At 37.6% G+C, this 23235-nt stretch carries 22 protein-coding genes; 17 read left to right on the top strand and 5 right to left on the bottom strand.

From position 1 onward, the window contains the following. Window positions 1–102 precede the first annotated feature (102 nt). The 7 genes from ACIQVU_RS13885 (at window position 103) to cysI (ending at window position 7498) form a co-directional block, all read left to right on the top strand. Complete coding sequence (locus ACIQVU_RS13885) at window positions 103–1608, top strand: leucyl aminopeptidase (RefSeq protein WP_340807175.1); 1506 nt, start codon at window positions 103–105, stop codon at window positions 1606–1608. A 138-nt stretch (window positions 1609–1746) separates the two neighbouring features. Continuing rightward, window positions 1747–1959 carry a uroporphyrin-III methyltransferase gene (locus ACIQVU_RS13890; RefSeq protein ID WP_340807174.1) on the top strand — a complete coding sequence of 71 codons (213 nt, stop codon included), beginning with the start codon at window positions 1747–1749 and terminating at the stop codon, window positions 1957–1959. A gap of 251 nt (window positions 1960–2210) precedes the next feature. Then, a complete protein-coding gene (cobA, locus tag ACIQVU_RS13895) occupies window positions 2211–2984 on the top strand; it encodes a uroporphyrinogen-III C-methyltransferase (protein ID WP_340807172.1) in 774 nt (257 codons plus the stop codon). Between the two features lie 12 nt (window positions 2985–2996). After that, a complete protein-coding gene (locus ACIQVU_RS13900) occupies window positions 2997–3737 on the top strand; it encodes a sirohydrochlorin chelatase (protein WP_402896032.1) in 741 nt (246 codons plus the stop codon). Further along, complete coding sequence (locus ACIQVU_RS13905) at window positions 3737–3886, top strand: YezD family protein (protein ID WP_340807169.1); 150 nt, start codon at window positions 3737–3739, stop codon at window positions 3884–3886. Before ACIQVU_RS13900 ends, ACIQVU_RS13905 begins: the two co-directional genes overlap by 1 nt. 35 nt (window positions 3887–3921) lie before the next feature. Next, window positions 3922–5715: an assimilatory sulfite reductase (NADPH) flavoprotein subunit gene (locus ACIQVU_RS13910; RefSeq protein WP_402896034.1), complete on the top strand. Its 1794-nt coding sequence runs from the start codon at window positions 3922–3924 to the stop codon at window positions 5713–5715. A 25-nt stretch (window positions 5716–5740) separates the two neighbouring features. Further along, the gene (cysI, locus tag ACIQVU_RS13915; RefSeq protein WP_340807167.1) at window positions 5741–7498 is read left to right on the top strand and encodes an assimilatory sulfite reductase (NADPH) hemoprotein subunit; all 1758 of its coding nucleotides are present in this window, start codon (window positions 5741–5743) and stop codon (window positions 7496–7498) included. A 47-nt stretch (window positions 7499–7545) separates the two neighbouring features. Here cysI and ACIQVU_RS13920 read toward each other — a convergent pair whose 3' ends face one another. Then, on the bottom strand, window positions 7546–8148 hold the full coding sequence (locus ACIQVU_RS13920) for a response regulator (RefSeq protein ID WP_340807166.1): 603 nt from the start codon (window positions 8146–8148) through the stop codon (window positions 7546–7548). 826 nt (window positions 8149–8974) lie between these two features. Here ACIQVU_RS13920 and ACIQVU_RS13925 point away from each other — a divergent pair. From ACIQVU_RS13925 to ACIQVU_RS13950, 6 genes are all read left to right on the top strand, one after another. Next, entirely contained in the window at window positions 8975–10705 is a 1731-nt protein-coding gene (locus tag ACIQVU_RS13925; RefSeq protein ID WP_340807163.1) for a hypothetical protein, read from the top strand. A gap of 13 nt (window positions 10706–10718) precedes the next feature. Further along, window positions 10719–11345: an ATP-binding cassette domain-containing protein gene (locus ACIQVU_RS13930; protein WP_340807161.1), complete on the top strand. Its 627-nt coding sequence runs from the start codon at window positions 10719–10721 to the stop codon at window positions 11343–11345. Next, window positions 11332–11730, top strand: a complete 399-nt coding sequence (locus tag ACIQVU_RS13935; protein WP_402896038.1) for a hypothetical protein — start codon at window positions 11332–11334, stop codon at window positions 11728–11730. Before ACIQVU_RS13930 ends, ACIQVU_RS13935 begins: the two co-directional genes overlap by 14 nt. Window positions 11731–11796: 66 nt before the next feature. Beyond that, window positions 11797–13815, top strand: a complete 2019-nt coding sequence (locus tag ACIQVU_RS13940; RefSeq protein WP_340807159.1) for an ABC transporter permease — start codon at window positions 11797–11799, stop codon at window positions 13813–13815. Continuing rightward, window positions 13799–14677 carry an ATP-binding cassette domain-containing protein gene (locus ACIQVU_RS13945; RefSeq protein ID WP_402896040.1) on the top strand — a complete coding sequence of 293 codons (879 nt, stop codon included), beginning with the start codon at window positions 13799–13801 and terminating at the stop codon, window positions 14675–14677. Before ACIQVU_RS13940 ends, ACIQVU_RS13945 begins: the two co-directional genes overlap by 17 nt. Continuing rightward, on the top strand, window positions 14667–15305 hold the full coding sequence (locus ACIQVU_RS13950) for a hypothetical protein (RefSeq protein WP_402896042.1): 639 nt from the start codon (window positions 14667–14669) through the stop codon (window positions 15303–15305). Before ACIQVU_RS13945 ends, ACIQVU_RS13950 begins: the two co-directional genes overlap by 11 nt. A 58-nt stretch (window positions 15306–15363) precedes the next feature. On the opposite strand, the gene ACIQVU_RS13955 is transcribed toward ACIQVU_RS13950, so the two are convergent. From ACIQVU_RS13955 to ACIQVU_RS13970, 4 genes are read right to left on the bottom strand one after another with little or no spacing between them, the layout of a single operon-like run. Beyond that, window positions 15364–16434 carry a sulfate/molybdate ABC transporter ATP-binding protein gene (locus ACIQVU_RS13955; protein WP_340807155.1) on the bottom strand — a complete coding sequence of 357 codons (1071 nt, stop codon included), beginning with the start codon at window positions 16432–16434 and terminating at the stop codon, window positions 15364–15366. A gap of 15 nt (window positions 16435–16449) precedes the next feature. Further along, the gene (cysW, locus tag ACIQVU_RS13960; RefSeq protein ID WP_340807154.1) at window positions 16450–17292 is read right to left on the bottom strand and encodes a sulfate ABC transporter permease subunit CysW; all 843 of its coding nucleotides are present in this window, start codon (window positions 17290–17292) and stop codon (window positions 16450–16452) included. A 10-nt stretch (window positions 17293–17302) separates the two neighbouring features. Further along, a complete protein-coding gene (gene cysT, locus ACIQVU_RS13965) occupies window positions 17303–18136 on the bottom strand; it encodes a sulfate ABC transporter permease subunit CysT (RefSeq protein ID WP_402896045.1) in 834 nt (277 codons plus the stop codon). Window positions 18137–18147: 11 nt separating this feature from the next. Continuing rightward, complete coding sequence (locus ACIQVU_RS13970) at window positions 18148–19194, bottom strand: sulfate ABC transporter substrate-binding protein (protein WP_340807152.1); 1047 nt, start codon at window positions 19192–19194, stop codon at window positions 18148–18150. A 442-nt stretch (window positions 19195–19636) separates the two neighbouring features. Between ACIQVU_RS13970 and ACIQVU_RS13975 the strand changes: the two genes are divergently transcribed. The 4 genes from ACIQVU_RS13975 to cysC are packed head-to-tail and all read left to right on the top strand — an operon-like array spanning window position 19637 to window position 23190. Then, on the top strand, window positions 19637–20338 hold the full coding sequence (locus ACIQVU_RS13975; protein WP_340807150.1) for a phosphoadenylyl-sulfate reductase: 702 nt from the start codon (window positions 19637–19639) through the stop codon (window positions 20336–20338). A gap of 12 nt (window positions 20339–20350) precedes the next feature. Further along, on the top strand, window positions 20351–21415 hold the full coding sequence (locus ACIQVU_RS13980) for a sulfate permease (RefSeq protein ID WP_340807148.1): 1065 nt from the start codon (window positions 20351–20353) through the stop codon (window positions 21413–21415). A 45-nt stretch (window positions 21416–21460) separates the two neighbouring features. Next, window positions 21461–22600 (top strand): sulfate adenylyltransferase, encoded by a 1140-nt coding sequence (gene sat, locus ACIQVU_RS13985; protein WP_340807147.1) that lies wholly within the window; start codon window positions 21461–21463, stop codon window positions 22598–22600. Next, window positions 22597–23190 (top strand): adenylyl-sulfate kinase, encoded by a 594-nt coding sequence (gene cysC / locus ACIQVU_RS13990; protein ID WP_340807146.1) that lies wholly within the window; start codon window positions 22597–22599, stop codon window positions 23188–23190. Before sat ends, cysC begins: the two co-directional genes overlap by 4 nt. Window positions 23191–23235 lie beyond the last annotated feature (45 nt).

Consider the following 23235-nt stretch of genomic DNA (forward strand, 5'->3'; position numbering starts at 1 on the left):
CGTTTATTATAACATTCATTATTTTCTAAAAGAAGCTATAGGCAAATATTACGCGCATTTCAGAAACTTCGCTATAATAGTATATGGAATGGAGGAGTTTACATGCATATTGTAAAAGAAGCAAAAACATTTGAAACGATTTCTACTGAGCTATTAATAGTGGGAGTCCCAAAACATCGTGAACAAATGCAAGATTGGGCCAGCTTTTCATCCTTTTTCGGTGAATCCCTTGATACATGGATTAATGCAGGGGATATATCGACTGCATTAAAAAAGCTAACGAAATTACCATTTGTCAAAGAGCATGCCAATTTGAAACGTCTTTTGTTTGTTGGGTTAGATGAGCGTAAAAACTTAACAGAGGGCGATCTTCGAGCAGCATTTGGCTTAGTAGGGAAAGAGCTAAGAGCTTTAAAGGTGAAAGAGTATTCGGTTTGGCTTGAATCATTTACAACAGAATCCATTACTGTAGCAGATGTAGCCTTTTTAGCGGGTGAAGGCACAGGGCTTGGCTACTATTCAATTCCTCATTATAAAACGACTTCCAATGAGGTGGATAAACGTATTGAGGCGGTTCATTTTGTTACAGCAGCTGATGATTTAGATGAAGTAGTAGCGAGCTTTGAAGTTGGTGCGATTTATGCGGATGCGGTGAATGAGGCACGTAGCTTAATTAATTTACCACCAAATTTATTAACAGCGACTGATTTAGCTAATTATGCAGAGTCGCTTGCGGTTAACTATAATTTTGAAGTAGAGATTTTAGATAAAGCCCAATTAGAGGAGCTTGGTATGGGTGGTATTTTAAGTGTAAACCAAGGCTCCTATGAAGAACCCCGTTTAATTACCTTAAAGTACAAAGCAACAGATGATTTTGCAGAGCCAATTGGGCTTGTAGGTAAAGGTGTAACATATGATACAGGTGGCTATTCATTAAAACCTAAAGATGGAATGGTTGGTATGAAAGGCGATATGGGCGGTGCTGCTGCTGTACTGGGAGCAATGAAAATTATTGGTGAGTTACGTCCAGCTAAAAATGTTGTCGCTGTGATTGGCTCTACAGATAATATGGTATCTGATACAGCATTTAAACCAGATGATGTGATTACAACCTATAGCGGGAAAACAGTAGAAGTCTTAAACACGGATGCAGAAGGGCGCTTAGTGCTGGCAGATGCGACTACATATGCGAAACAGCAGGGGGCTACAGCACTAATTGATGTTGCTACTTTAACTGGAGGCGTTATTACTGCACTAGGCATGGACAAAACAGGTGCATTATCAAACGACGATGCATTTTTTGCCGCATTTATGGAAGCCGCACAAGAAACAGATGAGTTTGTATGGCGTATGCCTTTAACAGAAAACGATAAAAAACGTATTCGTAAATCAGATGTGGCTGATTTAAACAATTCTCCTGGACGTGATGGTCATATGATTTTTGGTGGAGGCTTTGTTGGTGAGTTTGTTGGTGATACACCATGGATTCATTTAGATATTGCTGGTACATCTGATGCCACGACTGCACATGATTTAGGTCCTAAAGGCGGTACAGGTGTAATGGTACGTACACTTGCTAATTTTGTGCAACGCTTAGGCGAGGAATAATCAACAATAAAAAATCAGCGTGTCTTTGCTATCGCTGATTTTTTTTATGATATACGTGCTAACCCCAGTAGGTTAGGCATTGCACATATGAGAGATGTATCCTTCTTCATACGATAGAGTAAAAAGAGGAGGTAGCATATGCGTAATTTTGGAGGTTATCCTGGAGGAGGCTTTGGCGGTTTTATTTGGCCATTTGGCGCACCGTTTTTTGGTGGATTTTTAGGCAGCTTACTTGGCTCACAATTTAATCAATATCCAAATTATCCGTATTACCCAAACTATCCAAGCTATCAGCCGTATCCACGAGGCCCATATTTTCGACCGGGTCCACGATATCGTAGACCTTGGTGAGAATATAACAATCATAACCAGTTGTCGATTTGCAAATCGGCAATTGGTTTTTTTATGCCTAAAAATCAGTATTTTATGAAGTATCAAAATTTATGTTGACAGAATATCCTAGATTATATATTATTCTTATTATATTACTAAGAATTAAATAATGTAGCTGACTAGCAAACTAGAGGCTTTTATTGTTTTTAGGCATTAGTATGCCTATGGATAATATTGGCCTTTTTTCTTTACATAAGGAGTGAAGTGGAATGGGAAAAGTTTATATTGTAGGAGCTGGTCCTGGCGATATTGATCTTATTACAGTTAAAGGATTGCGCTGTATTGAATGTGCAGATGTTATTTTATATGACAGGCTGATTAATAAAGAGCTGTTATCCTACGCTAAAAAAGACGCTAAGCTCATTTTTTGTGGTAAGTTGCCTCAACAACATGCCATGATTCAGGAGCATATTAACCAAACACTTGTTAATTACGCACAGCAAGGGTTAATTGTTACAAGATTAAAAGGGGGGGACCCATTTGTTTTTGGAAGAGGTGCAGAGGAAGCTGAAGTGTTAGCGCAGTATCATATTCCATTCGAAATTATACCCGGTATTACATCAGGCATTGCTGCACCAGCTTATGCGGGTATTCCAGTGACACACCGTGATTTAGGCTCAAGCTTTGCGATGGTGACAGGTCATATGCAGGATGATAAGGAAGATGCAATTCGCTGGGAAAGTCTTGCAAAAGGAATTGATACGATTGCCATTTATATGGGGGTTGGTAATCTGCCATATGTCCGTCAACAGCTACTAAAATATGGACGTGATCCAGAAACACCTGTTGCGCTTATTCATTGGGGCACATTTTCTGCTCAACAAAAAACTGTGACAGGTACTCTAGCAACAATAGAAGATATTGTACGTACAGAAAATATTCAAAATCCAAGCATTATATTGGTCGGGAAGGTTGTGACATTAAGAGAAACTATTCAATGGTTTGAGGATAGTCATTCACAGCTAGCCGAAATTTCTGAATAAGGATGTGAAATGATGCAAGCCATTTTATATATTGCACATGGCAGTCGCGTAAAGGCAGGAGTAGAGCAAGCTGTGACATTTCTTCAGGGTGTACAGCAGGAAGTGTACGTGCCCATTCAGGAAATCTGCTTTTTAGAGCTTGCAACACCAACCATTGCGGAGGGAATTGCCAATTGTATTTATAAAGGTGCGACAACCATTGCCGTGATGCCGATTTTATTGTTAGCTGCTCAGCATGCTAAGCATGATATTCCACATGAGATTGCCAAGGCTCAAAAGCAATATCCATATGTAAAGTTTACATATGGTGCACCACTTGGTGTTCATGAATTACTAATTGATACATTGCAAGCAAGAATTCTAGAACAGCAGCAACCTAACCCACATGCTCGTGTCTTATTGATAGGACGTGGCAGCAGTGACCCTGCGGTGAAACGAGATTTAGCTAATATTGCGACAAGATTACGCACGAAATATCACTATAAGGCTGTAGACACATGCTTTTTATATGGAATGGGACCAACTTTTGAGGAATGGCTACAACAAGAACAGTATAAGCAGCAGCAAGTTTTTATTGTGCCTTATTTATTATTTACAGGTATTTTACGGCAAAGCATTACAAAGCGATTACAGGGGGTTGAAGGCAAGAATATTATTTTATGTGAAAGCTTAGGCTATGACGACAATGTAAAAAAGGTGTTAGTGGAGCGTATTGATGAACTATTACATTTTAAAGAGGAAGGTGTTTCGTAATGGTAGATAAAAAGACTGAAAATGTAAATCTAGCATTAGAAAATGTCCGCCAAATGTTGAATACTGTGAACCACGGGTCTATTACATTGATTGTACAAAATTCCTATGTGGTTCAAATTGAAAAAAAGGAAAAAATAAGACTTCGATAATCATCAATAACTATTATTTTGTGAGGTGGCAAAGATTGAAACTGCAAGTAATAAACAGTCCATTTAATGAAGAGCAGATAAAGCTATTGAATGAGCTTCTGCCAAAACTAACGGTTGAACAAAAAATTTGGCTTAACGGCTATTTGAGCGCACCACAAGCAACACTTGATGCCCTTGTTGAAAGTGCACCGCCAGCAGCACAACCAATTACGCAAACAATCACGATTTTATATGGCTCTCAAACAGGGAATAGTCAAGGGCTAGCTGAAAAATATGCATCTACACTAAAAGCTCAAAATGTTGATGTGACTGTTGCATCATTGGGGAAATTTAAAGCGGCTAATTTAAAAAAGATAACAAATCTTTTACTGATTGTTAGTACACATGGTGAGGGCGATCCGCCAGATCAAGCAATCCAATTTTATGAATTTTTGCATAGTAAACGAGCACCAAAGCTAGATCATTTACATTATTCGGTGCTTGCATTAGGCGATAGCTCCTATGAATTTTTCTGTAAAACAGGTAAGGACTTTGATGAGCAATTTGCCAAACTAGGAGCAACAAGGATAGCTCCTCGTATCGACTGTGATGTGGATTATGATGATGATGCAGCACAATGGTTCTCGGCTGTGCAAGAGAAGTTTTTACAACAGCCTGCGGAGGTAGCAGCAACTGTAGTACAAAATGAGCTAACACAAGCACCAGCAGCTACTACATATTCTAAGAAAAACCCGTTTTACGCTGAAGTGCTTGAAAATATTAATCTAAATGGTCGTGGCTCTAATAAAGAAACACGCCATCTTGAATTATCAATTGAAGGTGCTAATTTCCAATTTGAGCCTGGTGACAGTATTGGTATTCAGCCAGAGAATGATGAAAAGCTAGTCGATGCATTATTAACCGCATTGCATCTTGATCCAGCAGCAGAGGTAACGGTTGCTGATGAAACATTGTCATTGAAGGATGCATTACAAAAAAGGCTTGAGATTACAGTACTATCAAAGCCATTGCTTGAAAAAATTAGCGTTTATACAGAACATCCTGAATTTTCGAGGCTTCTTGCAGAGTCAAATGCATGGAAGGACTATGCAAAGGGAAGAGATTTACTTGATGTAGTAGAGGATTTTGCGCCATTTACATGGAGTGCACAGCAATTTATTGAAATATTGCGTAAAATCCCTGCTAGACTTTATTCCATTGCGAGTAGTCAAAAGGCAAATCCTGATGAAGTACATTTAACAATTGGCAAAGTAAGCTATGAAACAGCTGGACGACAACGTTTGGGCGTTTGCTCTGGCAGTGTAGCGGAGCGCCTTCAAATTGGAGATACATTGCCAATTTATGTTCATAAAAATCCAAACTTTAGATTGCCAGAAAATCAGGATACACCAATTATTATGATTGGTGCAGGCACAGGTATTGCGCCATATCGAGCCTTTTTAGAGGAACGAGAGGAGTTAGGCATTGAGGGTAACGCTTGGCTTATTTTTGGCGACCAGCATTTTGTTACAGATTTCCTTTATCAAACAGACTGGCAGCGCTGGCTTGCCGCAGGTACGTTAAGTCAGATGCATGTAGCCTTTTCACGCGATACAGATAAAAAAGTATATGTACAACATAAATTGGAAGAAAATGCAGCAAGCTTTTATGAATGGCTTGAGCAGGGCGCTGTTATTTATGTATGTGGTGATGAAAAAACAATGGCAGCTGATGTAGATGCAACCATTCACCGTATTATTGAACAGCAGGGTCAGAAAACCCCTGAGGAAGCAAAAGCTTTTGTGAACGAATTAAAGCAGCAAAAACGTTATCAACGTGATGTTTATTAAGTTTTAATTAGAGGAGCGATTGAGCATGACAGAAAAAATAGTTTTACCGCCACAGCCTGGGAAACCAAGTGATGTAGAGCGTATTAAGACTGAGAGTAATTATCTTCGCGGAACACTTGAACGTACAATGAATGACCCATTAAGCTCTGGCATTCCAGAGGATGATAACCGCCTGATGAAATTCCACGGTAGCTACTTACAGGATGATCGTGATGTTCGTAATGAGCGTCAGCGTCAAAAACTGGAACCTGCTTATCAATTTATGGTACGTGTCCGCACACCTGGGGGCGCAGCAACACCAGCGCAATGGCTTGTGATGGATGAAATGGCAAGAAAATATGGTAATGGTTCCTTAAAGCTAACGACACGTCAAGCATTCCAAGTACATGGTATTTTAAAATGGAATGTAAAAAAATATATGCAGGAAATTAATGAAGTGCTATTAGATTCTCTTGCTGCCTGTGGAGATGTAAACCGTAATGTAATGTGTAATGTGAATCCTAATCAATCAGCATTGCATGAGGAGGTTTACAATTGGTCCGCAAAACTAAGTGAGCATTTATTGCCTCGTACACGTGCCTATCATGAATTATGGCTGGATGGCGAAAAGGTAGTAGACAGTCAGGATGAAGAGATTGAGCCAATTTATGGTGCACAATATTTACCGCGTAAATTTAAAATTGGTATTGCGATTCCTCCAAGCAATGATGTGGATGTTTTTTCACAAGATATTGGGCTCATTGCGATTGTGGAGAATAATCAGCTTGTTGGCTTTAATGTAGCTGTTGGTGGAGGAATGGGTATGACACATGGTGATAATGCTACCTACCCACAGCTTGCACGTGTTATTGGCTTTATTACACCAGATAAGCTGCTGGAAACAGCGGAAAAAATTATTACAATCCAGCGTGATTATGGTAATCGTTCTGTCCGTAAAAATGCTCGTTTTAAATATACAATCGATGCAAGAGGGCTTGATTGGTTTAAAGAGGAGCTAACACGTCGCCTAGGCTGGGAAATCGGAGAGGCTCGCCCATATACATTTGAGCGTACAGGTGATGAGTTTGGCTGGATTAAAGGCACTGATGGTAATTGGCATTACACATTATTTATTCAAAATGGCCGTATCAAGGACTTTGAAGATTATGAGCTATTAACAGGCTTACGTGAAATTGCTAAGGTGCATACAGGTGATTTCCGCTTAACACCAAATCAAAATTTAATGATTAGCAATGTAACGCCACAGAAGAAGAGAAAAATTAATACGCTTATCGAGCAATACAAGCTAACAGATGGAGCACACTATTCAGCATTACGTCGCAATTCAATTGCCTGCGTATCTTTACCAACATGTGGCTTAGCTATGGCTGAGGCAGAACGTTATTTACCTTCTCTTATTACAAAAATCGATGCTATTATTGATGAGGCAGGCTTAAATGAAACCGAGATTGTTATTCGTATGTCTGGTTGTCCAAATGGCTGTTCGCGTGCAGCAATGGGTGAGATCGGCTTTATTGGTAAAGGACCAGGTAAATACAATATGTATCTAGGTGCTAGTTTTACAGGCAATCGCTTAAATAAAATTTATCGTGAAAATATTGGCGAAGAGGAAATTTTAGCAGAGCTGCGCCCAATTCTTTTACATTTTGCAAAGGATCGTTTAGAGGGCGAGCATTTTGGAGATTTTGTGGTTCGCGCTGGTTATGTAACGGCTGTCTATGATGGACGAGAATTCCACTCTGTGTCAAATGAAAATACTGAAAGCTATGTTCATAATGTATAGAATTGTAGCTATATAAACAGAGGCTGTAAGGAAGAGGATGCTTTTCCTTACAGCCCTTTTGTGTTGCGAATTAAGCCTTGTTCCAGTGCCTTTACAACAGCACCTACTCGTGATTGAACACTCAGTTTTCGTAGAATAGAGGAAATATGATGTTCTACAGTCCGTTTACTAATAGCAAGCTCTTTACTAATCACTTCGCTTGTTTTTTCTGCTACAATAAGCTGCAAAATTTCTAGCTCTTTTGGTGTAAGTCGTGTTTTTTTAAAGGATGGAAATACAGTATCTCCCGCATAAATTTTTTTCACTGTGTCAATTAGCTCTTCATTGGATTGTTCCTTTGTCATAAAGGCTTTAGCTCCAGCATTTTGAGCAGCTTGAACATAGGCATCATCATCATAGCCTGATAGGATAATAACTTTTATATGAGGAAATTGTTGTGTGATAGATTTTGTTAAGGTTAGCCCATTATGAGATTTGATACGAATATCCATTAGTATCACATCAGGCTGCAATTGTAACAGTTCCTCTAAAAGTTGTGATGGATCAGCAATAGTGCCAACTACATGAATACTTGGTTCGTTTTCTAGTACTGCTTTCAAGCCTTCCAATAGTAATAAATGGTCATCTATTAATAATATCTTAATAGTCATATTGTTCACTCCATTCTAATAGCAATGTGATTGTAATAGTTGTCTGCTCACTTAGCTGAGATGCAATCGTAAATTATCCTCCTAATTGCTCTACCCTTTCCTGAAATAGTGAATAATTTAAAGTGTTGCTGTACAAATAGTATCTGATGTTCAAAATATAAAAGCCTTGTCCATTATCAGCTACAATCATTAATAGCAGTATAAATTTATGTTGCTTCTGCATGTTTTACTATTATTGACGAGCTCTTTGTTACTCGCACATCAATGACATGTTATTAAATATTTTTGCCATATAGATTGGATGCTAAAAAAATCCTTCACTATGATGGAGGCAAATCATGTCATATAACACGAAGAGTTATAACCGTACCTACTAATGTCTGCTGAAATGTAGTCTGTATTTTATGTACAACTAATAATTGTTACTGTAAAACATCGTCATGAAGGAAAAGTGGTAATTGTTTACGCTCCTCCCTTGTTGCCTCTAGATGACGAATTGAAATACCTTTAATTCTAGTCGTATCCCTGCTCTCCTGTAAGGACATCCTTTTTTCTTTAAATAATTAAGTGATTTTCCGTAATATTTTATTTATTTTCAAAAACCTCCCTAATAATCAAAGTTTTACCTATTATTAATACTATAAAAATAAATGATAGTAAAATATTATCATTCATATTGAATCTCATTGAATAGGTATATCCTGCAAAAAAATGGCGGGATATACGGATGTTTTTTTATGTTATATTTTGTTATGATTTAGGAAATTAAATAAAAAATTGTATATTTTTTATTGAGGCTTAAAAATAGAATAGAGGTGATTTTTTCGTGTTTAGAAATAATCTACTGAGCAAAAAATCATTGATAGGAATCACCTTGTTATACGCTCCGATGATTTATCTATTTACTAATCCATATGTGCCACATACGGGTGAATTTTTACTTTATACTAAATATTTGGTAATAACCGGAATTATTGCTTCCATCTATTGGGGTTATGTTATGGCATCGGTAATTTATGTGAAGGTTGATTCGACTAGTATGTTTTATCACGCAACATCCATTAATTATTTTCGCCAAAACTTAATTCTATGGTATTTGAAAATAGTAATTGGCTTTACGACTTTACATAGCATATTTCTATTTCTTTTTATTTGCTATTATAGCTATTTATTTGATTTTTCTGTTGAAATAATGATTAATCTTATTAAAGAATATGGTAATTATTACTATATGCCGTTTTTAATAGGGTTATTGCTTGGTATTTTTAGTGCGGATATATCCTATCGAAAGCATAGAATGCTTGGAATATTCTTCGGATTAATGTTTTGTGTTCCTTTGTCAGTTAGTATGTTAATTGAATGGAAAAGACCCTATTATGATTTGTTTATTATGAATAGTCTACCTTATTATCCTGTATTCTCAGGATCACTTCAGGCAGATGAATCATTAGTGTTTAAAGGACTATGTATAGTAGTCGTTATTATTTTATGGTTTGTATATGTGAGTATAAAGCAGCCAAAAATACTTCTAGCAATAATGCTTTTGGGTGTAGTTGCAATGAGTATAGGAGTGGAATATTTATATGCAAATATTCCTCAAGCAACAAAGCAGAAGCTTTACTTCGAGCAGTACATTCATCTTAATACGGAGTTATTAGGGCAAAAAACACCGTTGTATAGTGAAGGTGATGACCAACAAATAAATATAGAAAAAATTGAAGTATCTCAGTTGCCAGATCAAAGTATTGCATTTAATACTACGTTACTTTTATCAACTACTGATCAGACTCGATTTTTTTTAAATAAGCTATTCAATTTAAAACGAGTAACAGCTAATAATCAAGAAATCGATTTTGAACGACACGGTAATCTAATTGTTTTAAAAGATAGAGCACAAGATAAGATAACATTTGAATATATAGCTAAGTATGGTGATGGTTTAACACCTATTCAAGACGGCAATATTTATTTGCCATATCACTTTAATTGGTATCCTACAGTGATAGCACCTATCGACTATTTGTTAAATGAAAATCAGCAACCTACGTTGAATCGTTTCAACGGTACATGTGAAAAAAATAGTATTACAGTGGCATCATCATTAGCTAAATTACAACCAATAGAATCAACAGCCTGTCCTACATTGATTATTGGAAAATATAGTACAAAAATAGTTGGGCGTTATACAGTATATATGCCTATTATGTGGAGTGCTACTGATAGTGCAATTAGCAACTATTTAAATCAAGTAGAGCAATTCCATAGAATGCAGCTAGAGAATCAACACTTTTCGCAGGTGAAAAAAGTAGTTGTTGTTCCTAAATTTGAAGTGGATATTCCTAACTCAATTGATGATTTTTGGATCAATGGAGATACCCTTTATATGATGATCACACCATTTCAAAATATAAACGATGTGGGGTTATTTGAAGGAATCACAGAAGCATCGCTACAATCTATTGCCTACCATTATTTTTTACAGCAAGGGGTAGATACTAAAGAAGCTATAGAAAGAGCGCTAGAACAAGTTCACTATTTTCTTAAATCATATAAATAAGGAGAAAGACAACATGCTTATATTTCAAAATGTTTCTTATAAAAAAATTTTATATGATGTCACAATTGAAATACCAAAAACATCCTACATTGTTGGGAGAAATAATATAGGAAAAACAGATTTACTCCACATGCTTTTTTATCAGAAAAAATTGACGGAAGGTGAAATTCACTTACAAGAAAATCTGACATTGGGACATTCAGTATTAGGGAAAAGACAAGCATTTTTTTTAGTCCCTGAAGACTTTAGTTTAAAATGGAATGGTTTTAAATTGCACACGATATATAGATTGTTCACTAAAAAATCCTTTGTAGTATCAGGATTATGCTTAGATTACCAATTAGATGGTCGAATGTATTTTCAACAATTAAATCAGTTTTTAAAGTTAGTCTTTTATACACATATTGCTATGACGATGAGAATTCCCATTATTTTATATGACGAACCCTTTAAAATACTAGATTTTGAAGAACGATCTCAGTTTTTTGATTTTCTTAAAAAATGGGAAAATAAATTATCTTTTGTTATTACAGGTAATCGTATGGAACCTGATATTTCACAATCTGTACAACAAACATTTTTGTTAGATAATGGTACATTAACACCATTGAAAGGAGGTGAGAAATATGCTAATTTGTAAGAAAAAAGGTAAGCTGAATAAAATACTTAAATGTGGTGCATTGGCTGTTATGCTTGGCGTTGCTGGCTCAGCCTATGCAGCAGGGACATCTACAGCTTACATACCTGTAGGTAGTTCGAGTGCAACAGGAAGTAACGTAACAGCTACTGGAACATCTGGAACTTTGACAGTGACATCATCAGGTCCGGCATTTTACGTACAAGGCTATGCTAAAGTATATAAAAATTGGTGGCCAGATACGATTAAGGCAAACTTAATTGCAAATCCAGGAACATCCACATCCACATCTTTTACAACAACAAGTGGAGAACAGTATTATGCACAAGCAAATACACAGGCGAATACAACACAAATTTCGGGTAGCGCTAAAGTTACGGTGAAGTAAGCTAAAGGATGCATCGCAGTTTATTGCGATGCATCTTTACTAGTATGTGAGGAAAGGATGGAGCGGATGAGTCGGTGGATGAATTTAGTCATTTTTTATAGTAAACGTCTAATAACTAGTAAATTTTATGTAGGGGCTTTACTTGTCTATACAGTGATGCTTTCTGTTCGTTATATTGTACTATATAACGGCACTTCAACAGACTATGGCAATGTATTAGGGGAGCTTTTTGTGCCAGGGCAAATGCTTTTTATGATTTATATGGTCTTTTTTTATCGCTTATTTGCTGAAGAGCGTGCTTTTGGCATGGAACGTTATTTCTCAGATGCCTACCGTATATTATGGCAGAAAATCGTAGCAATGGCAGTTGTACATATGAGTATTCAAGGTATATTTTTTATTGTCCAAACACTGCTTGTATGGTGCTTTTATAGGGCTGTTTCGGTTCCGTGGTCAAACTTTTATCTAGAAGTAGCTCTATTTATTGTGCTCTATTGTTGGCTACCAACCTTGATTGGTTTAGCGATTGGTGTGTTGATTGCTAGTGTAGTGGGCAAACATAAGATAAGTTTTGTGATTTTACTGATAATTTGGTTTTTACTAGGACCGATAAATACAGAAATTTTTATCAACTATTTTCGACAAATTCAGGCGGATGATTGGCGTAGCTTTTCATATTTATCTACAATGAGTCTCTACCAAGTCTATCAATCATATATGGGCTATAGTTATTCAGGTGGGACAGCGTGGAAAGGAATTGGCTGGATATTGGTGTCGGTCTTATTACTTTTGATTAGCTTATTGCGTTATAGCATGTTCCGTCAACAACGTATAGCTACTGTAATTGCTATATTTCTAGTAGGTGGGCTAACAATAGGAAGTATTGAGCAGATGACACGTAATGAATCAAGAGTTTTTAACTATGCAGATGAAGAAGCTGAAAGTCTTTATTATAAAAACTATACTATACCACCAGCCGATTTACGTTATCATATCGCTAATTATACAATTAACATCAGCGATACAGGCAATCAATTATCGACAACAGTTGCCTTAGAGCAAGTACAAACAACGACACCGACCTTTCAACTCCATCATGCCTTTCCGATTCAGCGCATTGTAGATGAGCATGGGAAGGAGCAGTCTTTTCAACGTCAAGGAGATACAGTAAGTGTTACAATTCAACCAACAACAACTGCTTTAACTTTTGACTATACATTAACGAGTCAATTTTTTGTTAAGGTGCATCGAGATCGTTGGCTATTACCTGCTACAGTGGGCTGGTATCCAAAAAGAAGTGCGGAACCGCTTATACAGTATATTGATTTTATAGGCTATGGTCGAGCTATTCTGAAGCCAATTCAAGAGCCAGCAGTGAAATTTCAGGTGCATAGCAAGCAAGAGTTGCTTTTAAATATTCCGCAAATTCAGCCAACCATTTATGAGGGCGTTGTAGATGGCCTAGCAGTAATCAAGGCACCGTTCCAACAGCAAACAATTGGGCACTATCAAATAGTTTATCCATTAGATTGGACGGAAACAAAAGAGCAATTTGAGGTGATGATTACACGTATGGAGCAGGTTAATCAAGACCTTCAAAAGCTAATATCTGCTAGCCGAGCTTTGCCAGATTTGCTTGTTTTTCAATCAGGTGGGGGAGCGGTACAATGGCATGATAATTTCCTGTTATATCCAACAGATTCTCTCTATGCTATTGACTCTATTGATGGGACAGCTTATTTAATGCCAAGTAAGCTGGCATTTGCACATATTAATCAGCAATTGAGCAATCCAGCAGTAGCTGAGGAATGGCTGGATTTGACAAGCCAAATTTTAGCAACGCGTCATAAAATTAACCAACCAGGATCTGAATTATTCCGCCCAAGCCCATTTTATTATCACGAGTTCTCAGCTACAGATCAACAATCGGCTGATTTTGTTTATAGCCAGGTGTTGCAAGCAGACGAAGCATTACAAAATCGGCTATTAAGTGCATGGTTTAGTAATATTGAGCAGGTGCAAAATGACTGGCAGCAAATTGAACAACTTGTACGGGGGGTGCTTCAGCATGAGAATGGAAATTGAGAATTTAACAAAAACGATTAAAAAGCGCAATATATTAGATGATATTTCATTAACAGTAGAAGGGATTTATGGTTTAATTGGTCCAAATGGGGCAGGTAAGACAACATTAATGAAAATATTAGCAGGATTGCAGACGTTGACGGCTGGTTCAATTAAAATTGATGATCAACACTATGTCCATCGTCATGCTAGTTATATTACTGTTAATACCTTGATCGGTTATTTACCGCAAGATTTTATGATTTATCCTGAAATTTCAGTCTATGAGGTGCTTGATCATATTGCTGTTTTGCAGGGAATTGTGAAAAAAAGTGAGCGACAGCAGCAAATAGAAGAGGCATTAGCGATTGTAAATTTAAGTGGACAGCAACATAAAAAAATGAATGAGCTATCTGGGGGAATGCGAAGAAGAGTCGGTATTGCCCAATTATTAATGAGAAAGCCATCTATTTTACTGTTTGATGAGCCGACTGCAGGGCTTGATATTGAAGAACGAATTCGTTTTCGTAACTTATTATTAGAGCTAGGGAAGCAACATACGGTTGTTATCTCCTCCCATATTGTGGAGGATATTGAGTTTCTTTGTACTAAAATTGGTATTCTGACACAAGGACAGCTGCGTTTTGAAGGTACACCTGAGGAGCTAAAGCAACGAGCGGACGGTTATGTCTATCATATGGATGTGCAGGCAGAGGGATTAAGTGAGCTTTTAATGACACAGGATGTTACACAAATTAATGAAGAGGAACAACATTTAAAGGTGCGTATCTTTTCAACGGAAGCTTTAGGTCAGCCAAGGGTGATTCCTCGTTTAATGGAAGGCTATTTAGCGGTTGTACGAGGTGTTGATAATGGAAAATAGTAGGCTATTGTTTGCATTTGATAAAAAAAGCATGAAAGGGGCATTTTATGTGCCATTTTTCATGTGGGGAGTAGCTTTACTAGGGATTTTATTTTATGCCTCGATGGAGAAAGATTACTATAACCATTTTATTATTGTGCAAGGTATTTTTTTGCCATTTTGCTGCTGGCATTTAGTGTATCGCTATAGCGAGCTATTAGTGCATGGAGCCGAGGATACATTGTTTCCCTATTATCGCAAATGGTTTTTTTATGATATTGCTCGTTATGGTATTCTCTATAGTTTGTTGCTAATTGTGCTATTGCTAATTATCGGAATAAAGGGAGGTGCTGCTGTCTTTGATAGCATTACCTTAACCCATTTACCTGTACTACTGTTGTTTTATTTGTTTGGCGGACTTGCCTTGCTTTTTACGATGAGGAGTGTTGAGCTAACCTTAGCGATTATTTTTATTTATACTGTGATTGAGGTAGTGACATTAGGAACATCGGGTCTGCCATGGCCACATATTTTTATTTTCCTTCCACCTTTACCAGAGGACCCAGAGATGACGAAGAAGTTTACATTTTTATTGTTAATAACAGTTAGTATGGCGATGTATGTAGCTAAAAAAGTGCGACTATTTTAATAGAGAAGAAACTGCATAAACCCTAAGATTTTTAGAGCTTGGGATTTATGCAGCTTTATTAAATAGAGTAATCCTCAGGAATAAACACCTTTAAATGCTTTGGTTTGACATAAACTTGATCGCCAATTGTCAGCTGAAGCTGAAAAAATTGTTCTTTTGATAATTCTGCCTCTAAAAATTCGTCAAGGTCTTCGCGTCGTAGCTCAATTTGTACGATCGGCCCTAGTAAATGAATATGACTGACTTTGACAGGGACTGTACCCGGCATATTGGTTTTCTCAATATGAATATCGTGAGGACGTACATACCCTATGGCGTTGTCTTCCGTATGTGTATGGCTATCAGGGACATCAAGGGCAACTGCACCATGCAATAGCTTGCCATTCGCTAAGCGCCCCTTAAAGAGATTGACATTGCCTAAAAAATCATAGACAAATGGGCTTTTTGGATTTGTATAGACCTCATCAGGGCTTCCAATTTGCTCGATTTTGCCATTGTTCATCACAACAATGCGATCTGCTACATCTAAAGCTTCCTCCTGATCATGCGTGACAAAGATACTTGTAATATGAAACTCATCATGCAGCTTGCGTAGCCAACGACGTAATTCCTTTCGTACTTTGGCATCCAGCGCTCCAAAGGGCTCATCCAGTAAAAGCACCTTAGGCTCTACAGCGAGAGCTCTGGCAAGCGCTACACGTTGTCGTTGTCCACCTGATAGCTGTGTAGGGTAGCGATCCGCGAAATTTTCAAGTTTAACAAGCCGCAGCAGCTCCATTACTTTGTCTTTTATGTCTTGTTTAGAGGGTCTCGTTTTTCGAGGACGCACCTTTAGCCCATAAGCGACATTATCAAAAACAGTCATATGGCGAAAAAGTGCATAATGTTGAAAGACAAAGCCTACATTGCGTTCCTTTGGATGCCGATCTGTCATGGACTGCCCATCAAATAAAATGTCGCCCACATCAGAGGATTCAAGACCTGCAATGACACGTAATAATGAAGTTTTTCCTGAGCCAGAGGGGCCAAGTAAAGCTACTAGCTCTCCAGATTGAATATTAACTGAAATATCCTCTAATGCTTGAAAAGAGCCATATTTTTTCGATATGTTGTGAATGTGGATACTCATATGAACCATCCCCTTTTAAACGGATTTTGATTTCCATGCAATGATGTCTTTTATAACTAATGTTAAGATTGCCATCACACTCATTAGTGAGGCGACAGCAAAGGCGGCTGAAAATTGATATTCATTATATAAAATTTCAATATGAAGCGGCATTGTATTGGTCATGCCACGTATATGACCTGACACAACAGAAACAGCACCAAATTCTCCAATGGCACGTGCATTACATAAGATTAGCCCATAAAATAAACCCCATTTAATATTCGGTAATGTGACATACCAAAATGTTTTAAAGCCACTAGCACCAAGAGAAATGGATGCCTCCTCCTCAGACGTTCCCTGTGCCTGCATCAAAGGTATTAGCTCACGTGCTACAAAGGGCAATGTAACAAAAATAGTAGCAAGCACAATACCAGGCAGTGCAAAAACAATTTTAATATTATGTGCGAACAGCCAATCACCAAATAGCCCCTGAGAGCCAAACAATAAAATAAATACTAAGCCAGCAATAACAGGGGAAACGGCAAAGGGTAAATCAACAATAGTAAGCAATAGATTTTTTCCTTTAAAATTAAATTTTGTAAGCACCCAAGCAGCCATTACACCGAAAATAGCATTTAATGGTACAGCAATAGCAACAACTATTAACGTTAGTTTAATAGCAGCTAAGGCATCTGGATGTGTAATCGCTGCAAAATATACCTCTGCTCCTTTTTGAAATGCTGTAATAAAAATAGATACTAAAGGCAGCACGATAAAAAAGGCTAAAAACGCTAAAGCAATAAACGTTAATAAATACCGAATAATGCGAGGCTCTTGTAAGGCAGCAGGCTTTGATAGAGCTATTGAATATTCCATATATAACCTCCTAATGTATAAAACGGCGATTCGTTAGCCATTGTATGAAATTGATCATGAATAGTAACACAAAGGATGTGACAAGCATAACGACTGCAATGGCAGTAGCACCAGCATAATCATATTGTTCGAGCTTTGTCATAATAATTAAAGGCGTAATTTCCGTTTTCATCGGCATATTTCCAGCAATGAATACAACGGAGCCGTATTCACCTAATGCACGGGCAAAGGCCAAAGAAAAGCCTGTTAAAATAGCAGGTGTCAGCTCTGGCAAAATGATTTTACGAAAGGTTTGTAAACGATTTGCACCAAGGCTTGCAGAAGCCTCCTCGACCTCGGCGCTAATATTTTGTAAGACTGGCTGTACTGTTCGAACAACAAATGGTAGCCCAATAAATGTTAAGGCGATAATAATGCCAAGAGGCGAAAAGGCAATTTTAAACTCGAAAAATTGACCAATCCAACCGTTTGGTGCATAGAGTGAAGTCAAAGCAATCCCAGTTACAGCAGTAGGTAAGGCAAAGGGTAAGTCTACCAGTCCATCAATCATTCGCTTAAATGGAAATGGATAGCGTACAAGAACCCAAGCAATAATTGTGCCGAAAATAGCATTGATAATACCAGCGACTAGTGCTGTACCAAAGCTGATTTTATACGAGGCAACAGCACGAGGGTCTGTAATGATCGTAATAAATTCAGTCCAACTTAGGGACATCGTATGAATAAAGATCATTGACAATGGTAACAACACAAGCAAACTAACATAGAGCATTGTATAGCCAAGTGACAGATGAAAGCCGGGAATAATTCTACGTGATTTTTTCGGTAAGCTTACATTATTCATGACAACGCTCCTTATTGTGGTACATAGATTTCATCAAAAGTACCGCCATCCTTAAAGTGAGTTGTCTGTGCTTTTGACCAGCCGCCAAAATCATCAATGGTAACAAGCTCAAGCTGAGGGAATTGCTTCTGATACTTAGCTAAAATCTCCTCGTTACGTGGTCGATAATAGTTTTTTGCAGCAATTTCTTGACCAGTATCACTATATAAATGCTGTAAGTAAGCCTCAGCAACTTCACGCGTATCCTTTTTATCCACGATTTTATCAACAATGGCAACAGGTGGCTCTGCTAAAATACTTAATGAAGGGGTAATAATTTCAAATTCATCCTTACCCAACTCATGAAGCGATAGATAAGCCTCATTTTCCCAAGCAATTAGAACATCCCCAATTTGTCGTTCTACGAATGTTGTTGTAGCACCACGAGCACCAGAATCTAGTACCTCTACATTGCTATAAAGTGCATTCATAAACTCTTTTATTTTAGCTTCGTCATTATTGTATAATTCCCCAGCATAAGCCCAAGCAGCTAAGTAATTCCAACGAGCCCCGCCAGATGTTTTAGGATTAGGTGTGATGACTGATACATCGTCCTTTGTTAAATCATCCCAGTCTTGAATATTTTTTGGGTTGCCCTTGCGTACTAAAAAGACAATGGTTGATGTGTATGGGGTAGAATTATGGTCAAATTCTGCTTGCCAATCTTCATTTAACAGCTCACGAGCCTGTGCAATTTCATCGATATCATAGGCTAGTGCAAGTGTGACAACATCTGCTTCAAGCCCGTCAATCACTGCTCGCCCTTGTTTGCCAGAGCCACCATGTGATTGCTTAATCGTGACCTCTTGACCTGTTTCATCCTTCCATTTTTTAATAAAATCTTGATTGAATTCATCGTAAAGCTCACGTGTAGGGTCATAGGATACATTTAATAGTTCCACAGATTTTGTTGTTTTTGGGGCATCTGCAGTTTCATTTGAAGCACTGCCACAGCCTGTTAAAGCTAATGTGAATACAGATAGAAGTGCTAATGATCGGAAAAGATGTGTTTTTTTCATATTGATTCTCTCCTTTTTCTGAATTCAAGAATACAAAAAAGCCATCTTCTACAATGAATTAACATCATAGATAGATGGCCTTCAGATCCTCTGATCAGCATTTTTTTGTTTGCGTTATCGCTTAGTAATACATTAAACATACATTTCTTATTAGTCAACAAGGAATTTGAAAAAATGCTTATTCGAAAAATGTTAAAATATAGTTATTTTGAGTGACTAAGAAAATTGAGCGAAAAAAGCTTTAAAATTCAAAAAATATAAAAAACCTAGTTGACTACTAGGTATGCTGTGTTATATATTGTAAATAAGAAAAGTGATTGCGACATGAAATAGTGAACAATCACAAATAATAGGCTGACTAGTTAAACTAGAGGCGTTTTAACAAAGACCTGTTTTGCGGTGTCTTATGTTAGAACGCCTTTTTCGCTATGAGGAGGATTTGATGTTAACACATGCAACTTGGCAGGAGCCAACCATTGATTTTCAGATTGATGAAACATATAAGGCTGCACTAGAGGTTTTACGGTGGAGCTATCAGGAATATGGGGATGAAATCGTTTATGCATGTAGCTTTGGCATTGAGGGCATTGTTTTAATTGACCTTATTTCAAAAGTAAAGCCAGATGCAACGATTGTCTTTCTAGATACAGATGTTCATTTTAAAGAAACATATGAAACAATTCAGCGTGTGAAAGAAAAATATCCGCAATTAAATATTGTGATGAAGAAGCCAGCACTTACACTAGAACAGCAGGCGGCTCAATATGGTGATGAACTATGGAAATCCAATCCAAATCAATGCTGTGATATTCGTAAAATTAAGCCTTTATATGAAGCGCTATCAGGTACAAAGGCATGGATATCAGGCTTACGCCGTGAACAATCGCCAACACGCCAAAAAACAAATTTCCTTAATCGTGATGATAAATTTCAGTCAATTAAAGTATGTCCGCTGATTCATTGGACTTGGAAGGATGTTTGGCGTTATGTTTCCAAGCATGATTTGCCATACAATCCATTGCACGATCAAGGCTATCCAAGTATCGGCTGTGAGCATTGTACAAAGCCAGCCTTTACGATGGAGGATTTACGTTCAGGCAGATGGCAAGGTTCTGGTAAAACAGAATGCGGATTACATGAGTAAAGGAGTTATGCCATGCTTGAATATTTTGCAATAGCGATTAGCTTATTTTTTGCGATGAATATAGGTGCAAGTGGAGCAGCCGCTTCAATGGGGGTTGCTTATGGCGCAGGTGCTATTAAAAAAGCTTGGCAAGCCTTACTATTATGCGCAATTGGTGTCTATAGCGGCGCTGTATTAGGCGGAGGAGAAGTTGTGAAAACAATTAGCTCAGGTATTATGCCTACAGAGTATATTACTGTTAAGGTTGTTATTATTATTTTAATCTCTGCCACAAGCTCGCTATTTTTCGCCAATCTTTTAGGTATCCCATTATCAACAAGTGAAGTAACAGTAGGCGCTGTTGTTGGTGTAGGAATTGCTTATAAAGTGTTATTTGTAAAATCCTTACTTGTCATTATGTCATTTTGGGTAATTGTTCCGATTGTAGCATTTGTAATTGCACTTGTATTTGGTCGGTTATTATACAAATTACAGGGCAAAGGATTATTAAAGGATCGTCCAATTTTAACCATTCTTCTAATATTAGCTGGATTTTTCGAAGCATTTTCAGCAGGGATGAACAATGTTGCCAATGCAGTTGGACCACTTGTTGGTGCAGGGATGATGGATGTTACAACAGGCATTGTGCTTGGTGGGGCATTTGTTGCAATAGGTGCAATATTGCTTGGTAAGCGAGTGCTTGAAACAAATGGTAAAAAAATTGTGCGTTTTCAGAAGGCTGAAGGTATTTTAATTTCAAGTACAGGTGCACTGCTTGTAGGTATTAGTTCAATATTTGGGCTTCCAGTACCACTTACACAAGTAACATCCTCATCTATTATTGGAATGGGGATGGCGAAAAATGGAGCACAAATTTTCAACAAAAATATTGTGAAAAAGATATTTCGAATTTGGATTGTTTCACCGATTTTTTCATTAGCGATTTCTTATTTTTTAGTACAGTTATTTTTAGAGAAAGACCTCTATGCCATTATTTTGATTGGTAGCATTATTGTAGGAACACTCGGTGTAATTAGTTTAATGCGTATTATGCGTGAAGAAGAGCAATCGATTTATGATGCAGGAGAAGGTATTTAATTTTATTAAAACATAGTATTTAACTAGAATTAGGAGGATTTTAAGATGAGTTTACAACCACATGGCGGATTACTTGTGCAAGCATTTGACCCTAAGAAAGATTTAACAGCTATATATAAGGAAATTGAGCTAGATGCAATTTCATTAAGTGACTTGGAATTAATTGCAATAGGTGGCTATAGTCCAATTGAAGGCTTTTTAACACAAAAGGACTATGAATCAGTGGTGGAACAAAGTCGTTTAGCATCGGGTGTTGTTTGGAGCATTCCGATTACATTGCCTGTAACAAAGGAGAAGGCAGCAACACTACAACTAGGTGATGAGGCGAAATTAGTTTATAACCATGAAGTTTATGGTGTGATTCAAGTTACAGATATTTATGAGCCAAATAAGAGAAAAGAGGCATTACTTGTCTATGGCACAGAGGATTTAGCACATCCAGGTGTTCAAAAATTATATGATCGTCCTGCAATTTATGTTGGCGGAAAAATTACATTAGTAAAGCGTATTGCACAGCAGTTTCCTGCCTATTCATTTGATCCAGTTGAAACACGTCAATTGTTTGCAGACAAGGGCTGGAAAACAATTGTAGGCTTCCAAACACGTAACCCTGTGCATCGTGCACATGAATATATTCAAAAGGCAGCACTTGAAACAATCGATGGTTTATTTTTAAATCCGCTTGTTGGGGAAACAAAATCAGATGATGTTTCTGCGGCTATTCGTATGGAGAGTTACGAGGTGCTACTGCAAAACTATTACCCTGAAAGCCGTGTACAATTAGGGGTATTTCCAGCCGCTATGCGCTATGCAGGACCAAAGGAAGCCATTTTCCATGCGCTTGTTCGAAAAAATTATGGCTGTACGCATTTTATTGTCGGTCGTGACCATGCAGGTGTTGGTGATTACTATGGCACATATGATGCACAAAAAATCTTTGAGCAATTTACAGAGGATGAGTTAGGCATTGTGCCATTGAAATTTGAGCATAGCTTCTACTGCAAGCTATGTGAAGGTATGGCTACTACAAAAACATGTCCACATGATAGCACTGCACATGTAATTTTATCAGGAACAAAGGTGCGTGAAATGCTGCGTAATGGTGAAGTGCCACCAAGTACATTTAGCCGTAAGGAAGTAGTAGATGTATTAATTAAAGGCATGCGTAAGGAGGTAGTGAAATGAGTTCAAATATTGTCTGGCATGAAGCCTCCGTTACAAAAGAAGAGCGCCGTTCAAAAAATAAGCATCAAAGCTTTATTTTATGGTTTACGGGCTTGTCGGCATCAGGTAAATCATCTGTAGCCAATGCATTTGCTCGTCAATTATTTGAAAGCGGCAATCAGGCCTTTGTATTAGATGGAGATAATGTGCGCCATGGCTTAAATAAAGATTTAGGCTTTGATGAGGTAGGGCGCAAGGAAAATATCCGCCGTATCGGAGAAGTTGCAAAGCTGTTTGTGGAGAGCGGTCAAATCGTTTTAACAGCGTTTATTTCGCCCTATCGTGAGGATCGTCAAGTGGTACGTGAGCTTGTAGCGGATGGTGAATTTATTGAGGTGTATGTAAAATGTTCCGTGGAAACTTGTGAGCAAAGAGATCCAAAGGGTTTATATAAAAAAGCGAGAAATGCAGAAATTCCTAACTTTACAGGGATTAGTGCACCCTATGAGGAACCAGAAAATCCAGAAATTATTTTAGATACAGAGCACTATTCCATTGAAGAATGTGCTCAACAGCTTACACAGATTTTAACAGATAAAGGCTATATTTAAGCAAAAGCTGCCCGATACATACATATCAGGCAGCTTTTTTATGGA

Origin of the sequence: Lysinibacillus sp. NPDC098008 (assembly GCF_044760715.1) — a bacterium.
Taxonomy (GTDB): domain Bacteria; phylum Bacillota; class Bacilli; order Bacillales_A; family Planococcaceae; genus Lysinibacillus.